21 protein-coding genes are annotated in these 25583 nt (G+C 66.8%); 12 read left to right on the top strand and 9 right to left on the bottom strand.

Translation table 11 applies throughout. The annotated features are described in order from the left end of the window. Nucleotides 1-390: 390 nt before the first annotated feature. A complete protein-coding gene (locus AC3FKH_RS13305; protein ID WP_488676138.1) occupies nt 391-3774 on the bottom strand; it encodes a diguanylate cyclase in 3384 nt (1127 codons plus the stop codon). 285 nt (nt 3775-4059) lie between these two features. Between AC3FKH_RS13305 and AC3FKH_RS13300 the strand changes: the two genes are divergently transcribed. Then, a complete protein-coding gene (locus AC3FKH_RS13300; RefSeq protein WP_488676137.1) occupies nt 4060-4944 on the top strand; it encodes a c-type cytochrome in 885 nt (294 codons plus the stop codon). A gap of 4 nt (nt 4945-4948) precedes the next feature. On the opposite strand, the gene AC3FKH_RS13295 is transcribed toward AC3FKH_RS13300, so the two are convergent. After that, on the bottom strand, nt 4949-6055 hold the full coding sequence (locus tag AC3FKH_RS13295; RefSeq protein WP_488676135.1) for an acyltransferase family protein: 1107 nt from the start codon (nt 6053-6055) through the stop codon (nt 4949-4951). A gap of 222 nt (nt 6056-6277) precedes the next feature. Here AC3FKH_RS13295 and AC3FKH_RS13290 point away from each other — a divergent pair, with 222 nt between their 5' ends. From AC3FKH_RS13290 to AC3FKH_RS13275, 4 genes are all read left to right on the top strand, one after another. After that, nucleotides 6278-6736, top strand: a complete 459-nt coding sequence (locus tag AC3FKH_RS13290; RefSeq protein ID WP_488676133.1) for a (2Fe-2S)-binding protein — start codon at nt 6278-6280, stop codon at nt 6734-6736. 14 nt (nt 6737-6750) lie between these two features. Next, entirely contained in the window at nt 6751-9012 is a 2262-nt protein-coding gene (locus AC3FKH_RS13285; protein WP_488676132.1) for a xanthine dehydrogenase family protein molybdopterin-binding subunit, read from the top strand. Nucleotides 9013-9064: 52 nt separating this feature from the next. Continuing rightward, on the top strand, nt 9065-9778 hold the full coding sequence (locus AC3FKH_RS13280) for a DsbA family protein (protein WP_488676130.1): 714 nt from the start codon (nt 9065-9067) through the stop codon (nt 9776-9778). 104 nt (nt 9779-9882) lie between these two features. Continuing rightward, complete coding sequence (locus AC3FKH_RS13275; RefSeq protein WP_276099674.1) at nt 9883-10170, top strand: helix-turn-helix domain-containing protein; 288 nt, start codon at nt 9883-9885, stop codon at nt 10168-10170. 54 nt (nt 10171-10224) lie between these two features. On the opposite strand, the gene AC3FKH_RS13270 is transcribed toward AC3FKH_RS13275, so the two are convergent. The 5 genes from AC3FKH_RS13270 to AC3FKH_RS13250 form a co-directional block, all read right to left on the bottom strand. After that, nucleotides 10225-11751 carry an MltF family protein gene (locus tag AC3FKH_RS13270; protein ID WP_488676128.1) on the bottom strand — a complete coding sequence of 509 codons (1527 nt, stop codon included), beginning with the start codon at nt 11749-11751 and terminating at the stop codon, nt 10225-10227. A 151-nt stretch (nt 11752-11902) separates the two neighbouring features. Beyond that, a complete protein-coding gene (locus tag AC3FKH_RS13265) occupies nt 11903-12265 on the bottom strand; it encodes a hypothetical protein (RefSeq protein WP_483730068.1) in 363 nt (120 codons plus the stop codon). A gap of 337 nt (nt 12266-12602) precedes the next feature. Next, nucleotides 12603-13547, bottom strand: coding sequence for a Bug family tripartite tricarboxylate transporter substrate binding protein (locus AC3FKH_RS13260; protein ID WP_488676285.1), 945 nt, complete (start codon nt 13545-13547; stop codon nt 12603-12605). A 120-nt stretch (nt 13548-13667) separates the two neighbouring features. Then, nucleotides 13668-14423 carry an SDR family oxidoreductase gene (locus AC3FKH_RS13255; RefSeq protein ID WP_488676127.1) on the bottom strand — a complete coding sequence of 252 codons (756 nt, stop codon included), beginning with the start codon at nt 14421-14423 and terminating at the stop codon, nt 13668-13670. Between the two features lie 48 nt (nt 14424-14471). Then, nucleotides 14472-15545 carry a TauD/TfdA family dioxygenase gene (locus AC3FKH_RS13250; protein ID WP_488676125.1) on the bottom strand — a complete coding sequence of 358 codons (1074 nt, stop codon included), beginning with the start codon at nt 15543-15545 and terminating at the stop codon, nt 14472-14474. Between the two features lie 187 nt (nt 15546-15732). On the opposite strand from AC3FKH_RS13250, the gene AC3FKH_RS13245 reads away from it, so the two are divergent. After that, a complete protein-coding gene (locus AC3FKH_RS13245) occupies nt 15733-16659 on the top strand; it encodes a LysR substrate-binding domain-containing protein (RefSeq protein ID WP_488676123.1) in 927 nt (308 codons plus the stop codon). A gap of 19 nt (nt 16660-16678) precedes the next feature. Here AC3FKH_RS13245 and AC3FKH_RS13240 read toward each other — a convergent pair whose 3' ends face one another. Together AC3FKH_RS13240 and AC3FKH_RS13235 are read right to left on the bottom strand one after the other, a co-directional pair. Further along, nucleotides 16679-17671 (bottom strand): Bug family tripartite tricarboxylate transporter substrate binding protein, encoded by a 993-nt coding sequence (locus AC3FKH_RS13240; RefSeq protein ID WP_488676121.1) that lies wholly within the window; start codon nt 17669-17671, stop codon nt 16679-16681. 172 nt (nt 17672-17843) lie between these two features. Next, nucleotides 17844-18881 (bottom strand): AraC family transcriptional regulator, encoded by a 1038-nt coding sequence (locus tag AC3FKH_RS13235; RefSeq protein WP_488676119.1) that lies wholly within the window; start codon nt 18879-18881, stop codon nt 17844-17846. Between the two features lie 133 nt (nt 18882-19014). Between AC3FKH_RS13235 and AC3FKH_RS13230 the strand changes: the two genes are divergently transcribed. The 6 genes from AC3FKH_RS13230 to groL all read left to right on the top strand — a co-directional run bounded on the left by AC3FKH_RS13230 (nt 19015) and on the right by groL (nt 25498). Beyond that, nucleotides 19015-20070, top strand: a complete 1056-nt coding sequence (locus AC3FKH_RS13230; protein ID WP_488676117.1) for a beta-keto acid cleavage family enzyme — start codon at nt 19015-19017, stop codon at nt 20068-20070. Between the two features lie 140 nt (nt 20071-20210). Beyond that, on the top strand, nt 20211-20957 hold the full coding sequence (locus AC3FKH_RS13225) for a carboxymuconolactone decarboxylase family protein (protein ID WP_488676115.1): 747 nt from the start codon (nt 20211-20213) through the stop codon (nt 20955-20957). A 69-nt stretch (nt 20958-21026) separates the two neighbouring features. Further along, on the top strand, nt 21027-22364 hold the full coding sequence (locus tag AC3FKH_RS13220; RefSeq protein ID WP_488676113.1) for an MFS transporter: 1338 nt from the start codon (nt 21027-21029) through the stop codon (nt 22362-22364). A 55-nt stretch (nt 22365-22419) separates the two neighbouring features. After that, on the top strand, nt 22420-23238 hold the full coding sequence (locus AC3FKH_RS13215) for an SDR family NAD(P)-dependent oxidoreductase (protein WP_488676112.1): 819 nt from the start codon (nt 22420-22422) through the stop codon (nt 23236-23238). 279 nt (nt 23239-23517) lie between these two features. Further along, nucleotides 23518-23808: a co-chaperone GroES gene (groES, locus tag AC3FKH_RS13210; RefSeq protein ID WP_008644494.1), complete on the top strand. Its 291-nt coding sequence runs from the start codon at nt 23518-23520 to the stop codon at nt 23806-23808. Nucleotides 23809-23854: 46 nt separating this feature from the next. Continuing rightward, a complete protein-coding gene (groL, locus tag AC3FKH_RS13205) occupies nt 23855-25498 on the top strand; it encodes a chaperonin GroEL (RefSeq protein ID WP_018312523.1) in 1644 nt (547 codons plus the stop codon). Nucleotides 25499-25583: the final 85 nt, after the last annotated feature.

The following is a 25583-nucleotide window of genomic DNA, read 5'->3' as shown; positions in this document are numbered from 1 at the left end:
TCGGCGAGGCCGGAACGCTGTGCCGCCGGCAAGGGCGGTGCGTCGCGCCGGCGCAGGCCGGGGACGTCAGCGGGGCAACAGGCGCCGCAATCGCGCCAGGGCGGCGCGGACTGGTTGATGGTCGGGTTCCGTCATATGTCTCCTCCTTGGTGTTGGCATTTGTCGGCGCGTCGCTGGGACGGCCTGGCTGCCTGTTGGCCCTGTCGGTGGCGCCATACATCGCACGAGGCGTGCCAGGGCCGCATGCCCTCGAAGGCACGCCAAGCCACTGAAAACAAAGGAGAAAAAATGTGATGCCGGCGCCGGTGTTCGGCTATCCGGATACTGGTGGCGGCAGTCGTTCGGATTCCCGAATGACTGCGTTGGCTTTCGACGCGCTGAAAGCCCGTGTTATGGGCCTTGGGTCACTTTCCGCGCGATAACGTTCTCGCAGTCAGCCAGATAGGCATCGAGCGGCACCGGCCGCCCGATGGCATAGCCCTGCGCGTAGTCCACGCCGATCGCGCGCAGCACGTTCAGCGTGCGCTCGTCTTCCACCCATTCGGCCACGGTCCGCACGCCGAGCCGGTGGCCGATATCGTTGATCGAGCTGACGATCTCGCGGTCGACCATATTGTCGGCCAGGTTGCGGATAAAGCTGCCGTCGATCTTGAGGTAATCCACCGGGAACTGCTTGAGGTACGAGAACGACGACAGCCCCGACCCGAAATCATCGAGCGCTACCGTGCAGCCCGCGCGCCGCATTTCCGTCACCACACGGTTGGCGGCGGCCATGTTGTTGATCAGCGCGGTTTCCGTGATCTCCATCCGGATCCGGCTGGCAGGCAGGGCCGACTGCTCCAGCTCGGTATGCAGGAACGGCAGCAGGAAAGGCTCGTCCAGCGAATTGGCCGACAGGTTGACCGACACCGACAGGCCCGGCACCGCGCACAGCCGCGCGCCGTATTCACGCAGCACGTTGCGGATGACCCAGCGGTCGACGTGTCCCATCAGGTCATAGCGCTCGGCGGCCGGGATAAAGGCGCCGGGCATGATCATCTCGCCATCCTCGTCGACCATGCGGACCAGGATCTCGATATGGCGTTCGGCGCGGCCGTCGCCGGGCTGTTGCTGCAGCGCGCGGATTTCCTGCGCGAACAGCCGGAAGCGGTTGCCCTCCAGCGCCGAGTGGATGCCCGCGGCCACCTCCAGTTCGCGATGGTGGCGCCGCGCATCGCTTTCGTCGCGGCGATAGACCGACAGGCGGCTGCGCCCGGCCGCCTTGGCGGCGTAGCAGGCCACGTCGGCGCGGCTCATCAGCTCGCCCACCGGCGGCACGTCCTGGTCGATGGCGGCAATGCCGATGCTGGCGCCCACGTCGTACACGCGGCCGTCCCACGGGAAGCGCCGGCTGCGGATGGCGTCGATCACGCCCTGAGCGATGGCCTCGGCCTGGTCGACCGTGCAGTCCTTGAGCAGCAGCCCGAACTCGTCGCCGCCAAGCCGCGCCAGCAGGTCGTCGGCGCGCACATGGTTGCGGATCAGGTAGCCCAGTTCGCGCAGCAGGATGTCGCCGGCGCCGTGGCCGGCCGTGTCATTGACGATCTTGAAGCGGTCCAGGTCGATAAAGCACAGCGCGCCATGATGGCCCAGCGTGCGCGCGGCGTCGCAGGCCTCGCGCAGCCGCTTTTCGAACCAGGTGCGGTTGGGCAGTCCGGTGAGCGCGTCGTGCATGGCCGAATGCGCCAGCTCGCGCTGCATCGCGCGCGCCGTGGTGATGTCCTGGAACACCAGGACCGCGCCGAGCACCTTGCCCGAGGCGGTGAGCACCGGGGCGGCGGAGTCCTGCACGTCGTGGCGCTCGCCGGTCAGGCTCTGCAGCACCGCGCCTTCCTGCAGGTAGGCGGGCGTAAGCGTCTGCAGGCAGGCTTCGACCGGGCTGGGAATGGGCAGCCCGGTGATTTCATCGACGATGCGGAACACGCGCTCCAGCGGCAGGCCGCTGGCGCTGGCCATGGTCCAGCCCGTGAGCTGTTCGGCGATCGGGTTCATGAAGGTCACGCGGACCGCGGCATCGGTGCAGATCACCGCGTCGCCGATCGACTGCAGCGTGATGTGCAGGCGCTCCTTCTCCTCGAACAGCGCCTCGGTCAGGCGGCGCTGCTCGGTGATGTCCCAGTTGGTGCCCACCAGCGCCAGCGCGGTGCCGTCGTCGCGGCGCGTGACATTGGCCATGGCGCGCACGTGGCGCACGTCGCCATCGGGCCGCACCACGCGGTATTCGGTGTCGAACGGCTTTTCGCCGCGGATGGCCTTGCGCATCTCGCCGTTCACGCGCGCCACGTCCTCGGGGTGGAGCATGGCAATCCATTGCGCGATCACCGGCGCGCCGCGCGCGGGCTCGGTGCCGTGCAGCGCGTGCATGCGCGCATCCCAGGTGATGCCGGAACTGGTGAAATCCCATTCCCAGATGCCCACGCCGCCGGCTTCCACCGCGAGCTGGGTGCGGCGCGAGAGCTGTTCGAACTGCGCCTGCGCAAGCTTGCGCGTGTGGATATCTTCGATCTGCGCGATGAAATGCAGCGGGCTGCCGCTTTGCTGGTCGCGCACCAGCGATACCGCCAGCAGGGCCCAGCGATAAACGCCGTCCTGGTGCAGGAAGCGTTTTTCCATGCGGTACGACTCGATCTCTCCGGCCAGCAGCCGTTGCACCTGGCGCAGGTCGGCATCGAGGTCGTCGGGATGCGTGATGTCCTGGAAGCGTTGCTGGTGCAGCGCCGCGGGGCTGTAGCCGAGCAGGTCCGTCAGCGCGCGGTTGACGGTCTGCCAGCGGCCGTCCAGCCCGGTCAGCGCCATGCCGATGGCCGAGTGTTCCATGGCCAGGCGGAAGCGCTGGTCGCTGCTGTGCAGGCTGGCGCGGCCGTGGCGGTTCTGCTCGGCCAGGTAGGCGATGCAGACCGGGAACACCATGATCAGCGCCGCCGACAGGGGCACCGACTGCTGCACCTGCGCCGCCACCGCGGCCAGTTCCATGGCCAGGGTGGCCAGCAGCGTCAGCAGCGCTGTGCCGAACGGGTTGGCGAACATGGCCGCGAGCACCAGCGGCAGCGACATGGCGACGAACGGATCATGGCCCTGCCACAGCGCGAGGGCGCCAATGGTCAGGCACAGCGCGAGCAGGCCAGCCAGCGGCAGCAGCATCTGGCGCGCGAACGTCGCGCGCTCCCGCGCCGCGTTGAAGGTCAGCGCCAGCGGCAGCACCACCACCATGCCCAGCGCGCCCGCCTGCCACCAGGTCCACCAGATGCTGGCCAAGCGCGTGCCGGCCGCCCAGCTCAGCGCTGCAGCGCCGGCCGTGGCGCCCAGCGCCGGGCCCAGCACGCAGGCCACGCCAAGCGTGAGCGCGAAATTGCCGAGCGGGCCCAGGCGCTGCGCGCCGGCATGCGCGGAGACAAAACGCAGCAGCCGTGCGGACCAGGCGACTTCGAACAGGTTCGCGCCGGCCAGCAGCACGGCGGTGTCGGCACCGTCCAGGAACAGGAAGTTGGCGGCCAGGTTGGCGCCGGCCATGCTCGCAAGGAGCCACGGCGCCTCGGCGCGCGGGCGCAGCCGCAGCAGGCCCAGGCAGAAGGCATTGGGCAGCCACAGCGTGGCCACGCTGCCAGGCAGGCGCGCCAGCCAGATGCCCAGCGCGGCAAGGGCGAAATAGCCCATGCAGCAGATCAGCATGGGCAGCCAGCGGCGCAGCGGGGCGCCAATGGAAGGAGCGGCCGTATCGACCGTGTCGGACGTCATGGACGGTTCAGGCAGGCAGGAACTTGGGTTCAACGTCGCCAGGGCGGACCGTGCCCCAGCGTAGCGCCACTTTATCGGTTCGGGTACGCCGGCAGGCCGGAGACAGCAGGCAGGTCCCGTGCCTGTTGCCACTGGTGCTGGCGGCATTTTTTTGGTATGGCGCTGCGGGGCGCGCGCGGCCCCCGGGCCAGTGTGTCTTTCCCCACAGACACGGCGATGCCGCCCCCGGCAATCTGAAACGCCGGCGTCGCATGGGCGGCGCGATCTCCGCACGGAGGAAGCAGCATGGCGCGTTATCTGCGTGTGGCGGCCTGGTCGCTGGCCGGTGCGGTCGTGACCGCTGCCACGGTGGTCTATGGCGCCATGCTGATCGGCGACCAGAAGGCCGGGCGCACGATCGATGTCAAGGTCGCGCCGGTTGCCTATCGCGACGACGCCGCCAGCATTGCGCTGGGCAAGTACCTGTTCGAATCGCGCGGCTGCATGGCATGCCACGGCGCGGCCGCGGGCGGGCGCCAGGTGTTCGATGACCCGGCCGGCCTGCAGGTGCGCGCCCCCGACCTGACGCGCGGCAATGCCGAGATCGCCCACTACCAGCCGATCGACTGGGTCCGCAGCATCCGCCACGGCATCGGGCCATCGGGCCGGCCGCTGCTGGTCATGCCGAGCGAAGACTACAACCGGCTCAGCGACGATGACCTGGCCGCGCTGGTGGCGTACCTGCGCAGCCTGCCCCCAGGCCTGGGCGCGCCCGCCGACATTCGCATGCCGTGGTTCGTGCGTGCCATGTATGGCGCGGGCCTGATCCGTGACGCGGCTTCCAAGATCGATCACAAGCTGCCGCCGTCGCCGGCCATCGCGCCATCGGTGACGGCGCAGTACGGCGGCTACGTGGCCAATGCCTGCCAGGGATGCCACCGCGCGGACCTGCGCGGCGGCAAGATCCCGGGGGCGCCGCCCGACTGGCCGCCCGCGGCGGACCTGCGGCCCGTTCCCGGCGGCGCCATGGCGCGCTACGACCGCGCCGCCCCTTTCATCGCCATGATGCGCAGCGGCAAGCGGCCCGACGGATCGGCCATCAGCAGCGTGATGCCGTTCGATTCCTTCGGCCGCATGAATGACACCGACCTGACCGCGCTCTACCTGTACCTGGCCAGCCTGCGCAACTGAGCCGTCAGCCTGGCCGTCGCGCCAGGCGCCGGCCGGCCGCGATGCCGGGCAGTTCGACCCAGCGGTGCAGCAGCATGGCCAGCAACAGGGCCAGCGCGGCATCGATGGCGAATCGCGTCAGTTGCAGGACATACTGGTCCGGCGCCAGTTCGGGCATCAGCCGCTTGACGCCTTCGATCACGGTCGGGTGGACCAGGTAGAGGGCGTACGACAACTCGCCCAGCCATACCAGCGTGCGCGGCACGCGCAACAGGCCGGTGTGCTCGGCCGCGACCGCGCCCGCCAGCAACGCGGCGGCGGGCAGGCCGCGCCCCGCCAGGCTGAAATCGGGACCGACCAGCGGCAGCGATGCCAGGAACCAGCCGGTGCCGAGGGTCAGCATCGCCCACGCCGCGCCGCGCGTCAGCACGTGGCGCCAGCGCGCATAGGCCCACGCCAGCAGGCAGCCGAGCAGGAACTCCAGCACCAGCGGATTGCTCGCCATCGCCATCCACGGCGAAGCGAACGGATAGCCCTGCGCGGGGTCCACGACCGGCGCGCCAAAGCGCCACCACGGCAGCAGCAGCGTGAACACGGCGAACAGGGCCAGCACCACCCATAGCGCGCGCCGGCCGGCGAGCCACAGCCCGAGCGCAAAGGCGCCGTAGAACGCTATCTCGTAGTTGAGCGACCAGCCCACGTATAACGCGGGATAACCGTAGTACGGCGCGTGGTCCGTGCTGGTCGGCACGAAGGCGAGCGACGCCGCGAACACCGCTGGCGTCACCGGGTTCAGCAGCAACGCGTGGATCGCCGACATGGTCCAGTACGGCGGTGCCAGCCGGCAGCAGCGCCGGATCACGAAGCTCAGCGGCGTTTCGGGCCGCGGCCTTGCCAGCACCGCAACCCACGCGATGATGAAGCCGCTGATGACAAAAAACACATCCACGCCGACATGGCCGCGCTTGATCACGTTGGCGGTAATCCACGCGAGCACGGGCGTCTGCGCCGTGCCCAGTGTCAGGCCGGAGTGGTACAGCACGACATACGCGGCCGCCAGCCCGCGCAGGGCCTGGATGCTGTCGAGTGTCGCGATGGCGCGTTCGCGGGATTCTGGAATAGTCGGTGTCACTGTTGCTGCGGTGGCCGTGGATGAGCGCTGATCTTCAGACTGACCGCGCCGGCTTGCACAAAGTTCGTGCACAAGGTTCGCGCATCACGCCGGCGCTGCACACCCTGCCGGCAAGGTGATTGGAATTGCACTATGCTCATTTGTCCGCGGCGGCCGGTCAATGGCCGTAGCCGCGGCGTGTGAACAGGAATGACGGGCAACGTACCCAAGGAGTGTCCCCGCATGACCACCCTCAATATCAACGGCAAGGTGCAGGAAGTCGACGTGGATCCGTCCACGCCGCTGCTGTGGGCCTTGCGTGACAACCTCGACCTGACCGGGACCAAGTTCGGCTGCGGCATGGCCGCATGCGGCGCCTGCACGGTCCATATCAATGGCACGGCCACGCGCAGCTGCGTGACGCCGATTTCGGCGGCGGCCGGTGCGCGCATCACCACCATCGAGGGCGTGAACGCCGACAAGGTCGGACGCGCGGTGCTCGACGCGTGGATCAAGCATGACGTGGCCCAGTGCGGCTATTGCCAGAACGGGCAGGTGATGAGCGCGGTGGGGCTGCTGCGCACCAAGCCCCGGCCCACCGATGCCGACATCGACCAGGCCATGGCCGGCAACCTGTGCCGCTGCGGCACTTACCAGCGCATCCGGGCCGCGATCAAGGACGCGGCCCGCGCGCTGGCCTGAGCGGAGCGACTGACATGCGTATTCGTGGACTCGAAGCCCTGGCCGGTGCAAAGGCGCAGGGTGGCAAACTCGACAGCATCGGCGATGCCGGCGTGGCGACGCTGGACCGCCGCAGTTTCCTCAAGCTGACCGGCCTCGCCGGCGGCGGCCTGGCGCTGGGCATGGTGCCCGTGGCGCAGGCGCAGGAAGAAGGCGCACCGAAGGCCCCGCCTTCGGCGCCGCAGGCGTTCCTGGTGATCGCGCCGGACAACACGGTGACGATCGCGGTGAACCGGCTGGAATTCGGCCAGGGCGTGCATACCGCGCTGCCCATGGCGCTGGCCGAGGAACTGGACGTGGACTGGCGCAACGTGCGCGCCGCGCTGGCGCCCGCCGGCGATCCGTACAAGGACCCCGGCTTCGGCATGCAGATGACCGGCGGCTCCACCGCCGTCAATCATTCATTCCAGCAGTACCGCGAACTCGGTGCGCGCGCCCGCGCCATGCTGGTCGCCGCGGCGGCGCAGCAATGGCAGGTCGATCCCGCCAGCTGCAAGGTCGATCAGGGCGTGGTGAGCTCGGGCAGCCGGCGTGCCACGTTTGGCGAACTGGCGCCGGCGGCCATGAAGCTGCCGGTGCCGCAGCAGGTGCGCCTGAAGGATCCGTCGCAGTTCCGGCTGGTGGGCAAGCCCACGCCGCGGCTCGATGCGCGCGGCAAGCTGGAAGGCCAGCCCGCGTTCGGCATCGATACCAAGGTGAAGGACATGATGGTGGCCGTGGTGGCGCGGCCGCCGCGCTTTGGCGGCAAGGTCAAGTCGTTCAATGCCGACAAGGCCCGCGCGATCAAGGGCGTGGCCGACGTGATGCTGGTGCCCGTCGATCGCGGCGGCACCGGCGTGGCCGTGGTGGCGGATGGTTACTGGCCCGCCAAGCAGGCGCGCGATGCGCTGCAGATCGAGTGGGAGGACACCGGCTCCAAGGTGTCGTCGCAGGCGCTGTTCGACGAGTACGCGAAGCTCGCCACGCAGCCTGGCACCGTGGCGCGCGCGGGGGAGGGCGATATCGCCGCCGCCGTGAATGGCGCGCCGCGCAAGATCGATGCCGAATACCGGTTCCCGTATCTCGCCCATGCGCCGATGGAGCCGCTGAACTGCACGCTGCAGCCCGAGGTCGTCGGCAGCAAGGTGCGGTCCGTCAAGGTGTGGGTCGGGTCGCAGTTCCAGACCGTCGACCAGGCTGCCGTGGCGCGCGTGTTCGAACTGGGTCCGGACAAGGTCGCGCTCAACACCATGATGGCGGGCGGCGGCTTTGGCCGCCGCGCCGTGCCCACGTCGGACTACCTGGTGGAAGCCGCCAATGTGGTGCGTGCCTGGGTGGCCAACGGCCACACCGAACCGGTCAAGGTGATCTGGAGCCGCGAGGACGATATCCGCGGCGGCTACTACCGCCCGCTCCATGTGCACCGCGCGCGCATCGGCCTGGATGCGCAGGGCAAGGTGGTGGGCTGGCAGCACACCATCGTCGGCCAGTCGATCCTGAAGGGCACGCCGTTCGAGCCGTTCATGGTGAAGAACGGCGTGGACGCGACCATGACCGAAGGCCTGCTGGAGAACGACTACAACCTGCCGTTGCAGCTCGCGGTGCATCACCCGCAGGTCGACGTGCCGGTGCTGTGGTGGCGCTCGGTCGGCAATACGCACACCGCCTACGTCAAGGAAACGCTGGTCGACGAAATGGCCGCGGCGGCGAAGCAGGATCCGGTGGCCTACCGGCTGGCGCGGCTCGACGAGAGCAAGCACGCGCGCCATCGCGCCGCGCTGCGGCTGGCGGTGGAGAAGTCCGGCTACGGCAAGCGCAAGCTGCCCAAGGGGCATGCCTGGGGCGTGGCGGTGCATGAGTCGTTCAACTCGGTGGTGGCCCATGTGGCCGAGGTCTCGCTGGTCAAGGGCCAGCCGCGCGTGCACCGCGTGACCGCCGGCGTGCATGCCAACCGCGTGGTCAACCCGCTGTCGGCCGAGGCGCAGATCCAGGGCGCCTGCCTGTTCGGGCTGGCGATGACGCGGCCCGGGTTTGCCATCGAGATGGAGAACGGCGTGGTGAAGAACAGCAACTTCCCCGACTACCCGCCGCCGCGCATCACCGACGCGCCCGTGGTCGACGTGTTCTTCGTGCCGTCGCAGGATCCGCCCACGGGTCTGGGCGAACCGGGTGTGCCGCCGATTGCCCCGGCGGTCGCCAACGCGCTGTTCGTGCTGACGGGCAAGCGGCAGCGCCAGTTGCCGTTCGTGCTGGCCTGAGCGGCCACGCCGCGCCGGAGGCGCACGCCGCCTCCGGCGCTATCATGGCCGCATGACGACGACCGCCACCCTCCATTACCTCTACGATCCCCTGTGCGGCTGGTGCTATGCCGCCGCGCCGCTGGTGCAGGCCGCCCAGGCCGTGCCCGGCCTGGCGCTGGCGCTGCATGCCGGCGGCATGATGGCCGGGGCGCAACGCCAGCCAGTGACGCCGGCGTTGCGCAACTATGTGATGCCGCATGACCGGCGCATCCACGCGCTCACGGGCCAGCCGTTCGGCGACGCCTATTTCAACGGCCTGCTGTGCGACCCGCAGGCCATGTTCGATTCCGAGCCGCCCATTACCGCTATCCTGGCTGCCGAGGCGCTCTCGGCCGGCGCGCCGCAGAGCCTGGCGCCCGCCATGCTCAAGCGCATCCAGCACGCGCACTATGTGGAAGGGCGGCAGATCGCCCGGCCCGAGGTGCTGGCCACGCTGGCAGCGGAAGTCGGCATGGCGCCGCAGGCATTCGACGCAGCCTATGGCGCGGCGGCGGGCGCACTGGTTGCTCGCCATATCGACGCGAGCCGGCGCATGCTGGGCGCGCTTGGCGGCCGGGGTTTCCCGACCTTTGCGCTCCAGACCGGCGATGCCTTCCGCGTGCTCGACTTCGGTCCCTACCTCGGCAAGCCAGCCGCATGGCAGGCAGCGATCGCGCAGCAGGCCAGCCTCAACGATGGCGGCGGCGCATCACCCGTCTGCGGGCCGGACGGCTGCGTGTTGTAATCCACGCAGCCCGGGCGCGGTCCTATTGCCTTTGCCGCCCGGTCCGCGTAGAACGTGAAAAAAAGCGAGGGCGGCGGCGCCCTCCGGACGATCGAGGTGTGTCGATGGAGACCCAGGAAAGCGCGCTGACCATGGCGCTGATGACCGAACCCGCGCGCGTGAAGATCTGCCGGGCGCTGCTGCAGGCCGGCGAAGAAGGGCTGCCCGCGGCCGACCTCGCGCAACTGGCCGGGCTGCCCATCAAGCGCGCCGGCCACCTGTTCGAGGAAATGCTGCAGGCCAACGTGGTCACGCTGGCCATCCGCGAGCGCCGCGTCTGCTACGTGCTCAAGGCGCGGCTGGCAGTGACGGAAGCGCTGGGCTATATCGACGCCAGCGGGCTGGCCGACTGAACGCGTTGCAGCGGTGCGGCCGGGCACGGCGCCGTCCGCGATCCGCGGCAAGGCCTATCTGCTGACTTCCTTCAGCGCGCGGTCCCGCGTGGCCTGCATGTCCTGCATCAGCCGGTAGGCGGCATAGTACTTGAAGATGTTCCGCACATAGGTCGTGGTTTCGATGCCGATCTTCTCGGCCACGACGATCTCCACATTGTTGAACCACTTGTCCGGGTCCAGGCCGCGCGCCGCAGCCTCCTTGCGCATCTTCGCGATATTGCCGGGGCCGGCGTTGTAGCTGGCGAAGGCAAAGAGCGGACGGTTCGCTTCGGAGAAATGCGCATCGGGGAAATACCGGGTCATCAGCTTGTCCAGGTACTTCGTGCCCGCGTGGATGTTGGACTCGGTCTGCTTGATATCCCCCACGTTGAGTTCCTTGCCGGTGGCGGGCATGACCTGCATGACGCCGATGGCGCCCACATGGCTGCGGGCCTTCTGGTTCAGCTGCGATTCCTGGAACCCCTGCGCGGCCAGCATCAGCGGGTCGAAGCTGTAGTCCTTGCCGTACTTGTCGAAGAAGGCAATGGTCTGCTCGAAGCGCTTGTAATCCGCGTCATTGGTGTTGTTGCGGATCTGCTTGATGCTTTTCATCAGCTGCTTGAGCCGGTATTCCGCGACCCCGTGCTTCTTCAGGTGGTTGGCATAGAAATCATCGATCGCCGCACGCAGCTGCGGGCTGTTCTTGCGGAAGGCCCAGCCGATATAGCCCTCGGCGCGGAGCACGAGGTCAGGGCGCACTTTGATGTTGGGCAGGATCTGCGCCCACATTGCGGCTTTCCAGTCGTCCACCACGATGATCTGCAGCAGCCCGGCATTGACCATCTCCATGGCATCTTCGTCTTCGAGCGCGTCGGGCAGCAGCACCAGTTTCACGGGGGCCTTGCCGGTCTGGCGCAGGCTGTCGTTCAGGGCCGTCAGGCTTTCGTAGTAGCTGCTGGTGCGCCGCACATGCACGGTCTTGCCGGACAGGTCCACCAGGCTCGACAGCGCGGGTGCCTTGGGTCCGGTAACGACCAGTTCGCGCACCGCCTTGCGGTCGCGCGGCGCGATGAAGTCGACCAGCCTGAGCCGGGATTCGGTCTCGGTCAGGTTGCCGGCGGCAATGTCGCCCAGGCCGGCGGCCAGGTCGGGCAGCAGCCGGTCGCGCGTGGTCGGGATGATGATGACCGTCAGTGGGCGCTTGCCGAGCCGGCTGGCGTAGGTCTTGTTCAGGTAGCGCTCGAAGTCCCGCACCAGTCCGGCCGTCAGGCCGGATTCGTGGCCCTTGTCGCTGAAGTACAGCGTGCGGCTATAGGGCACCAGCACGCGGATGGCGTGGCGCTCGACCATGGCATCGAAATCGCCTTTCCAGGGTTTGTTGGCCAGGCTGAGTCCGCGTACGGCGGCGGCGTCGGGTTTTGTGGCGGGCGCCGCAATCGGCGCGGAGGCCGGTGCGGACTTTTGCTGCGCGGCGGCAAGCGGGCCGAAGCAGCACGCTGCACCCACCAGGCCTTGCAGGAAGAGGCCGGCCAGCTTGGAGGGCAAGCGGAGAGCGGGCATGTCGAGCGCAGCCGCTGCGCGAATGCCGGCGGCGCGTGCTACTGGAGTCTAGTGCGGAAACGGCCCGGTGCAAGCCGGCCGTGAGGCGGCCGGCGACGGCAGCGCCGGCAGTGGCTTGCCAATCCACTGCCGGCGCTTCGGATGCGCTTCGCTATTGCTTCGGCGCGGTGAGTTCCTGACGCGCGGCGGCATCCGCGGCCTGGTTCTCGGCCTTGCGTTCCTGCTTGGCGGCGTTGACGTCCTGCTTGTACTCGCCCTTGGCAGTCTTCTTGGTGGCCTTGTATTCATCGGCGGCCTTCTTGCGCGCCTCGCGGCGCTCCACCAGCGGGTCCTTCGGTGGTTCGATCTGCGTCATGCCAGGCGGCACGCCTTGCGCACCGGCGGGCGCCGGCTGGGTTGCGGGAGTCTGGGTGGCGGGAGTCTGGGCAAAGGCGGCGGCACAACTCAGACCGGCCAGGACCGCGACGAGCGCGCCGGCCACATGGGTCGGACGGACGGGCTTTTGTTGATCCATTGGGAACCTCATCAGGGTTGTTGTCGGATGCGACCGGCATGCTGAGCCACGGGCGCGGTTGCGGCACCTGTGTCCAGCAGCGTTCGAGCGCAGGGACCAATTTATCGGTCCGCCGGGAATGGGGATGTCGGGGTTGCGCCGAATGGGTTGGGGGACGATGTCTGACAGGGATGTGCTTCGCAAGTCCCGCTGTCCGGTGGATATAGCAGGCGCGTCACTTTCTGGTGCCAGCATAAGACGAACGGGATCTCCGCAAAGCGCTGTAGCAGCGCCACGGTCATGGCGCTGAGTCGCGATTGCCGAGGCTGGTGACGCTGTTCGAGCGGTTCAAGCGTGCTCAGTCTTCCGCCCTGATATGCGCCGCGGCCACGATTTTCTTCCACGCCAGGACGTCATTGCGAATCGTCCGTTGAAATTCCGCGGGAGAGTTTCGGCCTACCCACGTCACGCCTTGCTCGGAGAGTGAGGATCGGGAGGACGGGTCCGCCATGATCCGGCCGATCTCGCGGTTGAGCCTGTCCACGATCGCGCCGGGCGTGCCGCCAGGGACGAAGAATCCGTACCAGCCGTCCAGGTCGAAGTCGAAGCCCTGTTCCTTCAGTGTTCGTATTTCCGAAAGCAGTGGCGCGCGCCGTGTACCGGTCATCGCGATGGGGATCAGTTTCCGGGCCTGGATCAGGGCAACAGGCGACCTGGCGTCCACGAACGCCAGCCGGACCACGCCACCCTGCAGGTCGGTGAGCAATTGCCCCATGGTCTTGTAGGGCACGTGCCGCATGCGGAGATGCTTTGCAGCCGCGATGGTCTCCATGGCGAGATGCCCGGTCGATCCGACGCCCCAGGTGCCATAGGCGATGTCGGGATGCCTTTCAACGTATTCGACGAAGCCGTTGAAATCGCGGACCGGGACGCCAGCGGCCGCGACCAGTAGCACGCCGCCCGCGCTGACCTGGATCACCGGGGCGAGATCGTTGAGCGTGTCATAGGGCAGCTTTTCCCGAAGTGCCGCGTTGACGGCGACCGCCGAGGCATTGCTGAACAGGATGGTGTACCCGTCCGGCGCCGCCTTCGCAGTCATGTCGTTGCCGATCAGGCCGTTCGCGCCGGGCCGGTTTTCGACGATCACGGGTTGCCCGAGGGACCTGGAAAGCGGCTCGGCAAACAGCCGGGCCATCAGGTCGGTGCCGGAGCCGGCGCCTCCCGGCACGATCATGCGCATCGGCCGGGCGGGCCATGAAGCGTCGCGCGCGTGGGCCGGCGCCTGAAGCAATGTGGTGAGCATCGCCGACAAGGTGCCTTGCAGCCAGTGTCTCCTGTTCATCAATGGAGTCTCCCGGAATTACTGCGGTGTCATGGGGCGCAAGCAGAGAGGAACGGGCCGCAGGCCCGTCCCCCAGTGACGTCAGGCGCGTTTCGGCTGCAGGCCAAGGAAGGCCCGGTTCCAGGTCGGGCCGATCACCAGTTCGTTGACGGTGGCGCGCGCCGGCAGCGCAATCACGAAGTCAACGGCGTCGGCAATGTCCTCTGGCTGCAGCATGCGCGCAAGCTCTTGCTCCGACGGTGGCGTCGGGCGGTTGACGAGGATTGGCGTGGCGGTCTCGCCTGGGTAGATGGCACACGCCCGGATGCCGTTTGCACACTCTTCCATCGCGACGGACATCGTCATTGCAGCCATCGCGTGCTTGCTCGCGCCGTAGGCGGCGCCGGTCAGCGACGAGGCGAAACGTCCGGCCCACGATGAAATATTGACGATGGTGCCTTCGCCCTTGTCGCGCATGCCCGGCAGCACCGCGTGCATGCAGTAGAAGGCGCCGTTGAGGTTGATGTCGATGACCCGGTCCCAGTCAGCCGGGGCAAGCCTGGACATGCTCCGGTTGGCGACATTGATGCCGGCCGCGTTCACGAGAATGTCCACCGCACCGACGCGCTCCTGTATTTGCCTGCCAGCCGCTTGCACCGCATCGCGGTCGGCGACGTCGAGCGGCAGTGCGATCATGCGCTCGCGGCCGCAATCGGCTACGAGCGTATCGAGCGGCGATTGCGTGCGAGCCGAGACGACGATCGTCGCACCCGCCCGCCATAGGGATAGCGCGCAAGCACGGCCGATGCCGCTCGAGCCGCCGGTGATCCAGACTGTCTTTCCGTGCAGGGATTTCATGAACGTGTGACTCCTTCAGGCAAATGCATATTCGATGGCGATGCGGTGTCAATGCGTGGTCACGCCCATGATCTGGTTGACGTCATAGATGGGCGGACGCGGGTGCTTCGCCCATGTCTCGGTAAGCAGGTAGCGCAGGCGAAAGCTCTCCGGCACATCGGCCAGCCCTGGCGTGAACAGCCACAGGCGAAGCAGGTGGCGTTTGCGTTCGAGTTCGGGATGATCCTCGTAGCTGGTGCGCGAGTGCAGGATCACGTAGTTGTTCAGGAACTGCATGTCGCCTGGCATGAGTTCCATGTCGATGCGAAAGCGCGCGTCCTGGGTGTACGCATCGAACCGGTCCAGCGCGGCGATATCCTCGTCCGTCAGGCGCGGCGCGTCCGGAAAGCGTTGCGCCGTATTGATGAAGCTGCGGATGTACCGGTTGAACAGCCTGCCGCCGTGCCGCGAAAAGACCTGTGTCATCGTGAACGGCGCTTCGCCGGGCGCCTCTTCGTGCCGGCGGTCGAAGGCGAAGGCGCGGTACAGGCGGGCAAGCAGCGAAGGATGTTCGGCCAGCAAGGCGTTATGGATCGCCATCGAACTCGCGATGCTGCTCAGTCCGCCCTGCCTGGCCGTGCGCAGGCACAGCAGGCCGACCACGTCGGCGCCGTCGGTATGAAACGGCAGGCGGTGGCGGGACTGGTAGCCGCGTGCGGTCATGTCGTCCTTCGGGTTCTTGCCGAGATCCCACACGTGCCCGAGCACGTCGCCAAAGGCGTTCTGCGCCACGGCGCGCCCCAGGTGCATGCCGATGCCCCAGTAGATAGCGCCGGCGTCCATCTTGCTGTAGCGCTCCACTGGCAGGCCGCGCAGCAGCACCACGCCGAGGCCGCGCTCCAGGCGGTGGCGCACGTCCTCCAGCTTTGCCGCCAGCGAGCCCAGCGCAAACGTGGCCTTGCTGATGGCAGGGACTGTGAGGCCAAGGGCCTTCGTATGGGCGAGGGCGGCTTCGAGCTGCGCGATGTCGTCGTCAGTCAGCCGCATGACCCATTCCCGTTCCCGGGCGGCCAGTTCGGCGGCGTTCCATGCCGCCGGGGTGTCGGCGATTTGCGGGGCGGCGATGTCCTGCATGGCTTGCATCGTTGTCTCCTTGCTGTTGTGGTCCGCGCCACGATGTGGCTGGTGCAGCCATTCTGCGAAGAGACGACGCGCATGAATAATGAAAAATGGTGAGTCTGACCAAACCAGACGGTAATATCGGCAGCAGGACCGTGGCGGCACGCCACGGAAACACAAGCAAACGCTGCAGGGCGAAGGGGTTTTGTTCATGGATGCCATCGGCTTCCTGCGCACAGGGTTGAAGCTGCGCCATCTCCGTCTGGTCATCGCGCTGGAAGAACTCCGGCAGGTCGCGCGCGTCGCCAATGCGCTGAATATCACGCAGCCAGCGGTGTCGAAGGCGCTGGCGGAGGTGGAGGAGGGGCTTGGGTATCCGCTGTTCGTGCGCCAGCCGCGCGGCATCGAGCCCACGCCGCACGGGCTGTGCTTCGTGCGCTATGCGCAGTCGATCCTCGATGAACTCGATCGCGCCGGCGACGAATTGCTGGCGCTGGGGCAGGGGTCGAGCGCGTCGATTGCGGTGGGCGCGATGCCGGGTACGACGCTATCCTTGGCCCCGCACATCGTCGCGCTGGCGAAGGCGCGCATGCCGACGCTGAGCATCGCCGTCTACGAGGCGCCGATGGACGTGCTGACAGGCCAGCTGCGCACCGGCAGGCTGGATATCGTGCTCGGCGCGCTGGCAGACCGCGCGTCCGCGGACGATATCGATCAGCGTCATCTCTACGACGAAGTGATGCGCGTCATCGTCAGCCGCCGCCATCCGCACGCCGCGCGCCGCAACGTGCAATGGAGCGATCTGCTCGCATTCCCGTGGGTGCTGCCACCGCGCACGGCGCGCCTGCGGCAGAGCCTGGAAGCGGCGTTCCGGCGCATGAAGGTGGCAGTTCCGGCGAGCCATGTCGAATCCGTGTCCGCCGGCCTGGTGCTGGGTTTGCTGGAAGAACTGCAGGCGGTGGCGGTGGTGACCGGCCGTCTTGCGCGCACCTATGAGGAGCGCGAGCTGGCGCGCGTCCTGCCGCTCGATATTCCCGGCGTGCTGCTGCCGGTCTCGACGTTCACGCTGGCCAGCAAGGCGCCGTCGCCCGCCATCGACGTGTTCCGGCATTGCGCGGAACTGGCCGTGGCAGGCTGAGGCGCGATCCGGAGGCGGTCTAGTCGGGCTTGATGTCGTTGACCTTCACGACATTGGTCCAGGTCACGTAGTCGTTGCGCACCGTCCGTGCGAATTCATCCGGCGTGGTCAGCGGCGGGTCCGGCATCATGTTCAGCTGCTGGAAACGGGCCGACAGCGCAGGAGAGCGCAGGGCCTTGTTGATCTCCTTGTTCAGCGTCACGACGATGTCGTTCGGCGTGCCTTTCGGCACGAAGAGTCCATACCAGCCTTCGTTGGTCATCGGGTATCCCTGCTCGGCCATGGTCGGCACATCGGGGAAAGCCGGCGCACGGCGCTTGCCGGTGACGCCCAGCGCGCGCAGCTTGCCGCTCTTGACCAGTGGTACGGGCGTCGTGATATCGGCAAAGGCAACCTTGATCACGCCGCCCTGCATGTCGGTCAGGATGGGCGAGACGCCCTTGTAGGGCACGTGCGTCAGCTCGACACCAGCCAGGGTGTGGAGCTGCGCCATCGCCAGATGCCCGCCCGACCCGATGCCCCAGGTGCCGTATACGTACTTGCCGGGGTTCGATTTGATGACGCTGACAAACTCTTTCACGTTCTTCGCGGGGAAATCCGGCGTCACCACCAGCAGAACGCCGCCGGCGCCGATCTGTGCGACCGCGACCAGGTCGTTCACGACGTTGTAGGGCAACCCCGGCCGCATGGCCTGGTTCATCACGGTGGCCGAGGCGCTCGCCAGCAGCACGGTATAGCCGTCTGGCTGGGCGCGCACGACGGAGTCGAGCGCCACCTGGCCGTTCGCGCCAGGCTTGTTGTCCACGACCACGGGCTGCTTCAGCGACTGCGAAATCTGTTCCGCGAATACGCGGGCCAGCACGTCGGGGCCGCTGCCGCCGGGGCTCGGCACGACCATGCGGATGGGCCGCGAGGGCCAGGGATCCCGGGCCAGGGCAGAGCCGGCCGCGAGCGCGGCGGCGGCCAGCGCCACGAGCTTGCATGCGGCGCGGCAGGCTTTTGAAACTGTCATGAAGTCTCCTGTAGGCACATGCCGCTTCCACGGATACGCGGCTATGTTGGGGCGTGTAGGTGGGAAAATTCTGCCCGCCGCGCCTGCCCCGAGACTAATGAAATTTCGTTTCGGAAGCATAAGCGAATGCTCATGCCAGCCGGATCTGCCATATGCCGCCCGATGCCGGGTATCAGCCGCGACGCACCGTCAGTCTGGGGCGCCGTCGCTGCTGTCCGCTTCGCATCGTGCCGGGCGCCGCACCGTGCCATCGCATGAACGCCTTGCTGAATCCCGCCTGCGACTTGAACCCCAGCACGCGGGCGATATCCCCGAGCGGCATGTCCGTGCTGCTCAGCAGCCGCTGCGCCAGCGCGTCGCGTTCTTCATCCAGCAGCATGGCGAAGGAGGTGCCGTAGTCCTGCAGGTGCCGGTGCAGCGTGAAGCGATGGACGGCGAACAGCGAGGCCAGCCGCGGCGCCGTGCATTCGCCCAGCAGCATCAGGTCGCGGATCGCCTGCCGGACTTGCCCGAGGAAATCCGGCTGCACATGGGACTCCAGCTCGCCGAGATAACGGACCACGGAAGACTCCAGTCCCTTGTCCGCCACGCCGCAGTGCGCGTCGAGTGTGTCCGCGGGAAAGAGGAACTCGTCCCGGGGCTGGCCGAAGCGGACATGCGTGCCGAAGTGTGCCGTGTATGGTCCCAGGCGCGGCGGCGGCGGGCGCGACAGGTGCACGGCTGCAGGTGCCCACGACTTGCCCAGCAGCATGCGGAACATGTGCACATTGGCCGCCAGGTAAGCGCTGACCAGGTCGTCGCGCCCGGCATATGCACCGGCGATCTCGACCGAGAACGAGGCAAAGCCATCGGCCGTGGTGAGCGAGGTGTCGACGCCGCGGTACCAGATGCGGCCGTAACGCAGAATGCCGTCCGCCGCATCACGCAGCGTGCGCGACGACAACAGCAGCAGGCGCAACGGCCCGGCGTTTTCCATATTGGCGCGAGCGCCGACGAGGATGCCGAGATGCGGACACGCGGCCGCTTCGGCCGCATCGGCAAGGATCCGGGCGCACACCGACAGCGCCACCGGCGCCATGGGCTCGGCCAGCGCAACCGGCGTCACGCCATGGCGCGCCAGGATCGGCCATGCCGGTGTGCCGAGCGCCTCCAGCGCTTCGACCACGCGCGCAAGCGTACCGATGGGAACCGACTGGGTCTCGTGCTTCATACGTTCAGGGTTTTCACCGAGTGTGACAACCGTGATTGAGAGTGTGACAGCAGGATAAACGAATGGGAGAGGCGACGTCCAGAATACAGTCACCGGCCCCATGGCAGTGGGCCTGCTCATTCCGGAGACAACGATGCATTTTCTCGACGACAGCCTGCTCCCCGAAAACCAGGAAAAGCTGGTGATCCAGGTGGCGCCCTATGGTCCGCAGTTCCTTCCCTCTGACTCGGACGATATTCCGGTCAGCATGGACGACCAGATCCAGAAGGCCGTCGACTGCTACAACGCCGGTGCAACGGTACTGCACGTGCACGTGCGTGAATCGGACGGCAAGGGCTCGAAGCGCATGTCCATGTTCAACGACATGCTGGCTCGCCTGCGGGAGGCCGTGCCCGACATGGTGCTGCAAGTTGGCGGCTCGATCTCGTTCGCGCCGGAAGACGAAGGGAAGGCGGCGCAATGGCTGGACTACGACACCCGCCACATGCTGGCCGACCTGGACCCCAAGCCGGACCAGGTGACGATCGCCATCAACACCAGCCAGATGAACATCTGCGAGATGCTGACGGAAGATGACGTCAAGGGCACGATCCTCGAGCGGCCGGAGTACTTCAAGGCCTACAGCGAGATGGTGTCGGATGCCAAGCCTTCGTTCTTCATCGAGCATCTGGAGCGCCTGACCAAAGCCGGCATCCAGCCGCATTTCATGCTCGGCCACGTGGCGCAACTGGAAACCGTGGAGCGGCTGATCCGCAAGGGCCTGTACCGCGGCCCGCTGATCCTGAACTACGTGGCCATCGGCGGCGGCGCCGCCGGCCTGCACCCGGCCGACATGATCGAGTTCGCGCGCCGCACGCCGGACGGCGCCGTGCTGACCATCGAAAGCGCGATGCGTGCCGTGCTGCCGATGAACGCCATGGCAATCGCCCTCGGCCTGCATGTGCGCGTCGGCATCGAGGACAACCTGTGGGGCAGGAAGGGCGAGCGCATGACCTCGGTGCAGCAGGTCGAGCAGATGGTGCGCCTCGCGCGCGAACTGGGCCGCGACGTCGCCAACGGCAAGGATGCCCGCCGCGTCTACAAGATCGACGAGTGGTACGACAGCGCCGACGAGACCATTCGCCAGCTCGGCATGGCGCCCAACCGCAAACCGGGCCAGCGTGGCTTCACGGTGCCGGGCACGGTGTAAGGCCGGCAGGCCAGTGCGCGAGTTCGTGGAGGAATACGCGTCGCTGGTCACGTATCTCGCCGGCGACCACTATCTTGTCGGCCAGGTGATCAGTCCTAACGGCGGCGCGGTCATCTGAGTCACATAACGTACCTGAAATCATGCAACAGAATCTTTTTGCCCACTACAAGGCGCTGCGCGACACGGGCGTGCTCGGCTGCGAACTGGACCCCCTCACTGCGTGGGACCCCAGGTGGATCGCGAGTTGGGTCGCGCTGGCCCGCGAAGCCGATGCCGAAGGCGTGCTCGATCCGAAGCTGGTCGCGCTGATCCGCCTGAATATCGATGTCACGGCCACGCACCTGTACAAGCCGGGCGTCGCGCGCCATGTGCGCGAAGCGGTCAGGCTCGGCGCCACGCGCGCGGAGATCCTCGAAGTCTTCAAGCTGGCGAGCGTCGTCGGCATTCACGCCTGCGCCGTCGGCGTACCGGCGCTGGCCGAGGAACTGGCGCGCGCGGGCATTCCCGACGAGCCCGTGCAGGCGGGGCCGACCCCGGTGTGCGACGCCGTGCGCGCGAACGGCATGTTCAACCCGCTGTGGGAAACGCTGTACCGCTGGGATCCGCAGTACCTCGAGAAATTCCTCGCAATGGGTTTCGGCCTCTGGAAGGACAACATCCTGCCGCCGCTGTGGATCGAGTTCCTCTGCATTGCCGGCGATGCCGCCATCACGCACCTGTACGGGCACGGCACGCAGCGGCATATCGAGGCCGCGCTCAGGCTCGGCGCCACGCGCGAGCAGATCCTGGCCGTGCTGAAGATCGTCAGCCTGCAAGGCATCGAATCCTGCGAGCTGGCCCTGCCGATGCTCGAAGAAGCCTGCCAGGCATCCGACAGCGCGCGCTGAGCAGCCGCGGCTCGCGGCGCGAGCCAGTGCCTGAATTACCAGCCATAGATGGAGATTGCTGTGGAATCCATGGCCAAATTGTCGTCGTCTGCAACCCTGAACGGGGACGCCGACGCCACGGGCGCGATGTATCGCAAGATCATGTGGCGGCTGCTCCCGTTCCTGTTCCTTGCCTACGTCCTGAACACCATCGACCGCATCAACATCTCGTTTGCCAAGCTGCATATGGCGAGCGATCTCGGTCTCGGCGATGCGGCTTACGGCATGGGTGCCGCAGCGTTCTTTGCCGGCTACATCCTGTTCGAGGTGCCGAGCAACCTGTACATGCAGAAGATCGGTGCGCGGCTGACGATCACCCGCATCATGCTGCTGTGGGGGCTGGCGACCGTGGCCACCAGCCAGGTCGGCTCGCCGCAGGCACTCTACGTCGCGCGGTTCCTGCTGGGCGTCGCGGAGGCCGGGTTCTTTCCCGGGGTCATCCTCTACCTGACCTACTGGTTTCCGGCGAGCCGCCGGGGCAGGATCACGTCGCTCTTCCTGATGTCGGGCACCCTGTCCGGCATGATCAGCGGTCCGCTGGCCGGCGCGATCATGACCCATCTCGACGGTTGGTTGGGGCTGCGGGACTGGCAGGTGCTGTTCGTGGTGGAAGGAATCCCCGCCATGCTGCTTGGCCTGGTCGCGTACCGCTGGCTGCCTGATGGTCCCGGCCAGGTGCGCTGGCTCAGCGCGCAGGAGAAGGCGTGGCTGAAGACGGACCTCGCCGCTTCGCAGGAAGCGCGGCACGGCGGTCTGAAGGCGCTGCTGAAGGATCCGCGCGTCTACGTGATCGGCCTGGCGTTCCTGTCCATCTATGCCTGCACGAACACCATTGCCTACTGGATGCCAACGCTGATCCAGGAATTCGGCGAAACGCAGGTCACTCGCATCGGCTGGATCTCTAGCTTGCCCTATGTCCTGGGTCTTGGCGCGATGTTCTTCCTCGCACGCAGTTCGGATCGGCGCCTGGAGCGGCGCTGGCACGTTGCCGGTGCGATGTTCGTGGCGGCTGCCGGCTTTGTGGCAATGGGATTGACCCGTGGCGCGATGGTCCCATCGGTGCTGTGCATGACCATCGGCGCGGCGGCCTGCCTCGCCGCGCTGCCGGTGTTCTGGACCATTCCTCCGGCTTACCTGGACGCCGTCCAGGCGCCCGCGGGCATCGCCTTCATCAGCAGCCTGGGCGGCGTTGCGGCACTGCTCAGCCCGGTCCTCGTCGGCACGATCAAGACGCGCACTGGCAACCTGTACCTGGCGTTCGACCTGCTGGCCGTGCTGCTGCTGATCGGTGCCGCCGCGCTGCTGCTGGCCGTATCCGCGGGCGCACTGCGCCGTCACGAGACTGCCGGGCCGTGCCACGAGGCCTGATCCCATCGAAACCCGACGGGACTTTCCCGTCATCACGCGGATGTTTGAAATGCGAATGAAAGACAAGGTCGCGCTCGTGACGGGCGTCGGCCCCGGACTCGGCAAGGCGATTGCCGTTACTTTGGCGCGCGAGGGTGCCCGGGTGGTGCTCTGCGACGTCAGCGAAGCCGCCCTGGCGGATGCCGGCGACGCAGTCAGGGCCGTGGGCGGTGACTGCCTGCCGATCCGCTGCGACGTATCGTCCAGCGAGCAGGTGGCCGGCATGTTCGCGGCCGCCGCGGAGCGCTTCGGCACAGTGCACGTGCTCGTCAACAATGCGGCACTGGTGCCGAACCGGCCGGTGGATACGGAACGCCGCAACAAGTTCTACGCATACATGCAGACGCCCGTGCCGCGCGACACGCTGCAGTTCACCAGCGAGATCACCGACGCGGAATGGATGCGCTACTGGGGCGTCAACGTGCATGGCGTGTTCTTCTGCACGCGCGAGGCACTCAGGCTGATGCAGCCGCAGCGCTACGGACGCATCGTCAACATCGCCTCGGTCGCCGGCACTTCGGCGAAGAGTGCGCACAGCCCGCACTACAGCGCCACCAAGGGCGCCGTCATCGCGTTCAGCCGTTCGGTGGCCATGGAAGTCGCGGGGGCCAACATCTTCGTCAATGTGATGGCGCCCGGCGGCGTGGCAACGCCTGACTTCAATGCCTACCTGACGCACATCGGCGAGAACGGCCGCAACCGCCTGTGGCAAGGCTGTCCGTCCGGACGCTTCGGCACGCCCGGGGAATACGCCGCCACGGTGCTGCACCTGGCCAGCGACGAGCATTACCTGGTGGGGCAGGTCGTCAGCCCGAACGGTGGTTCGGTGATCTGACGCGGCGCCAGGGCCGCTGGTGGACTTGCGCATCGTCGACGAGGACTTGCGCGACGTGCACAGGAAGGCAGCAGGCGCCCGGCACCAGCGTCGCGCCGGGACCAAGGGAAAACCCGCATCAACTCCCTGTCTTGAAATGGCCATACCCCGTCCCTATAATTAGCACTCGCTGGGGGTGAGTGCTAACAGCCTCCTGCGGTACCCGAAATTCCGCGGCCGTCGAACCTGATCGCGGCTCGCTTGTGAATCAAAACTCACTTTTGTATCTAGGAGTCCCGTATGAATCTGCGTCCTTTGCACGACCGTGTGATCGTGAAGCGTCTGGACAACGAAACCAAGACCGCGTCCGGTATCGTGATTCCCGACAACGCCGCCGAGAAGCCGGATCAAGGCGAAGTGCTGGCCATCGGCCCGGGCAAGAAGGATGACAAGGGCAACAACATTGCCCTGGACGTCAAGGTGGGTGACCGTGTGCTGTTCGGCAAGTATGCCGGCCAGGGCGTGAAGGTCGATGGCCAGGAACTGCTGGTCATGCGCGAAGAAGACATCATGGCCGTGGTGAACAAGTAATTACTTGTTGACGACTAGCACCGTACCGAATTAGGAGAATCAGAACATGGCAGCAAAAGACGTAGTATTTGGCGACGCCGCCCGTGCCAAGATGGTCGAAGGCGTGAACATCCTCGCCAACGCAGTGAAGGTTACGCTGGGTCCGAAGGGCCGCAACGTGGTGCTGGAGCGCAGCTTCGGCGGCCCGACCGTGACCAAGGACGGCGTGTCCGTGGCCAAGGAAATCGAGCTGAAGGACAAGCTGCAGAACATGGGCGCCCAGATGGTCAAGGAAGTGGCTTCCAAGACCAGCGACAACGCCGGTGACGGTACCACCACCGCTACCGTTCTGGCCCAGTCGATCGTGCGCGAAGGCATGAAGTTCGTCGCCGCCGGCATGAACCCGATGGACCTGAAGCGCGGCATCGACAAGGCTGTCGCCGCCGCCGTGGAAGAGCTGAAGAAGGTCAGCAAGCCGACCACCACCAGCAAGGAAATCGCCCAGGTTGGCGCGATCTCGGCCAACAGCGACACCTCGATCGGTGAGCGCATTGCCGAAGCCATGGACAAGGTCGGCAAGGAAGGCGTGATCACCGTCGAAGACGGCAAGTCGCTGGCCGACGAGCTGGAAGTCGTGGAAGGCATGCAGTTCGACCGCGGCTACCTGTCGCCGTACTTCATCAACAACCCGGAAAAGCAGGTTGTCCAGCTGGACAGCCCGTTCGTGCTGCTGTTCGACAAGAAGGTTTCGAACATCCGCGACCTGCTGCCGGTGCTGGAGCAAGTGGCCAAGGCTGGCCGCCCGCTGCTGATCATCGCTGAAGACGTCGAAGGCGAAGCCCTGGCGACCCTGGTGGTGAACAACATCCGTGGCATCCTGAAGACCGCCGCCGTCAAGGCTCCGGGCTTCGGCGACCGCCGCAAGGCCATGCTGGAAGACATCGCCATCCTGACCGGCGGCACCGTCATCGCCGAAGAAATCGGCCTGACGCTGGAAAAGGCGACCCTGAACGACCTGGGCCAAGCCAAGCGCATCGAGATCGGCAAGGAAAACACCATCATCATCGACGGTGCCGGCGACGCTGGTGCGATCGAAGGCCGCGTGAAGCAGATCCGCGCCCAGATCGAAGAAGCGACCTCGGACTACGACCGTGAGAAGCTGCAAGAGCGCGTGGCCAAGCTGGCCGGCGGTGTTGCCGTGATCAAGGTTGGCGCTGCCACCGAAGTCGAAATGAAGGAAAAGAAGGCCCGCGTCGAAGACGCCCTGCACGCTACCCGCGCAGCAGTGGAAGAAGGCATCGTCCCCGGCGGCGGTGTGGCCCTGCTGCGCGCCCGCGCTGCGATCTCGGCCCTGACCGGTGAAAACCCGGACCAGAACGCCGGTATCAAGATCGTGCTGCGCGCCATGGAAGAGCCGCTGCGCCAGATCGTGCTGAACGCTGGTGAAGAAGCTTCGGTCGTCGTTGCCAAGGTCATCGAAGGCAAGGGCAACTACGGCTACAACGCGGCTTCGGGCGAGTACGGCGACCTGGTGGAAATGGGCGTGCTGGATCCGACCAAGGTCACCCGCACCGCACTGCAGAACGCCGCTTCGGTGGCTTCGCTGATGCTGACCACGGACTGCGCAGTGGCCGAATCGCCGAAGGAAGAATCGGCTCCGGCAATGCCGGGCGGCATGGGCGGCATGGGCGGCATGGAAGGCATGATGTAATTTGTGCCGACTGACTGCCTTAACGGGCAGGCTGTCTGAGAAAACCCCCGCGAGTGAAAGCTTGCGGGGGTTTTCGTTTTTTGCG

The organism is Cupriavidus sp. 21MJTG02-4, assembly GCF_057798975.1.
This window is presented reverse-complemented; position numbering and strand designations above follow the sequence as displayed.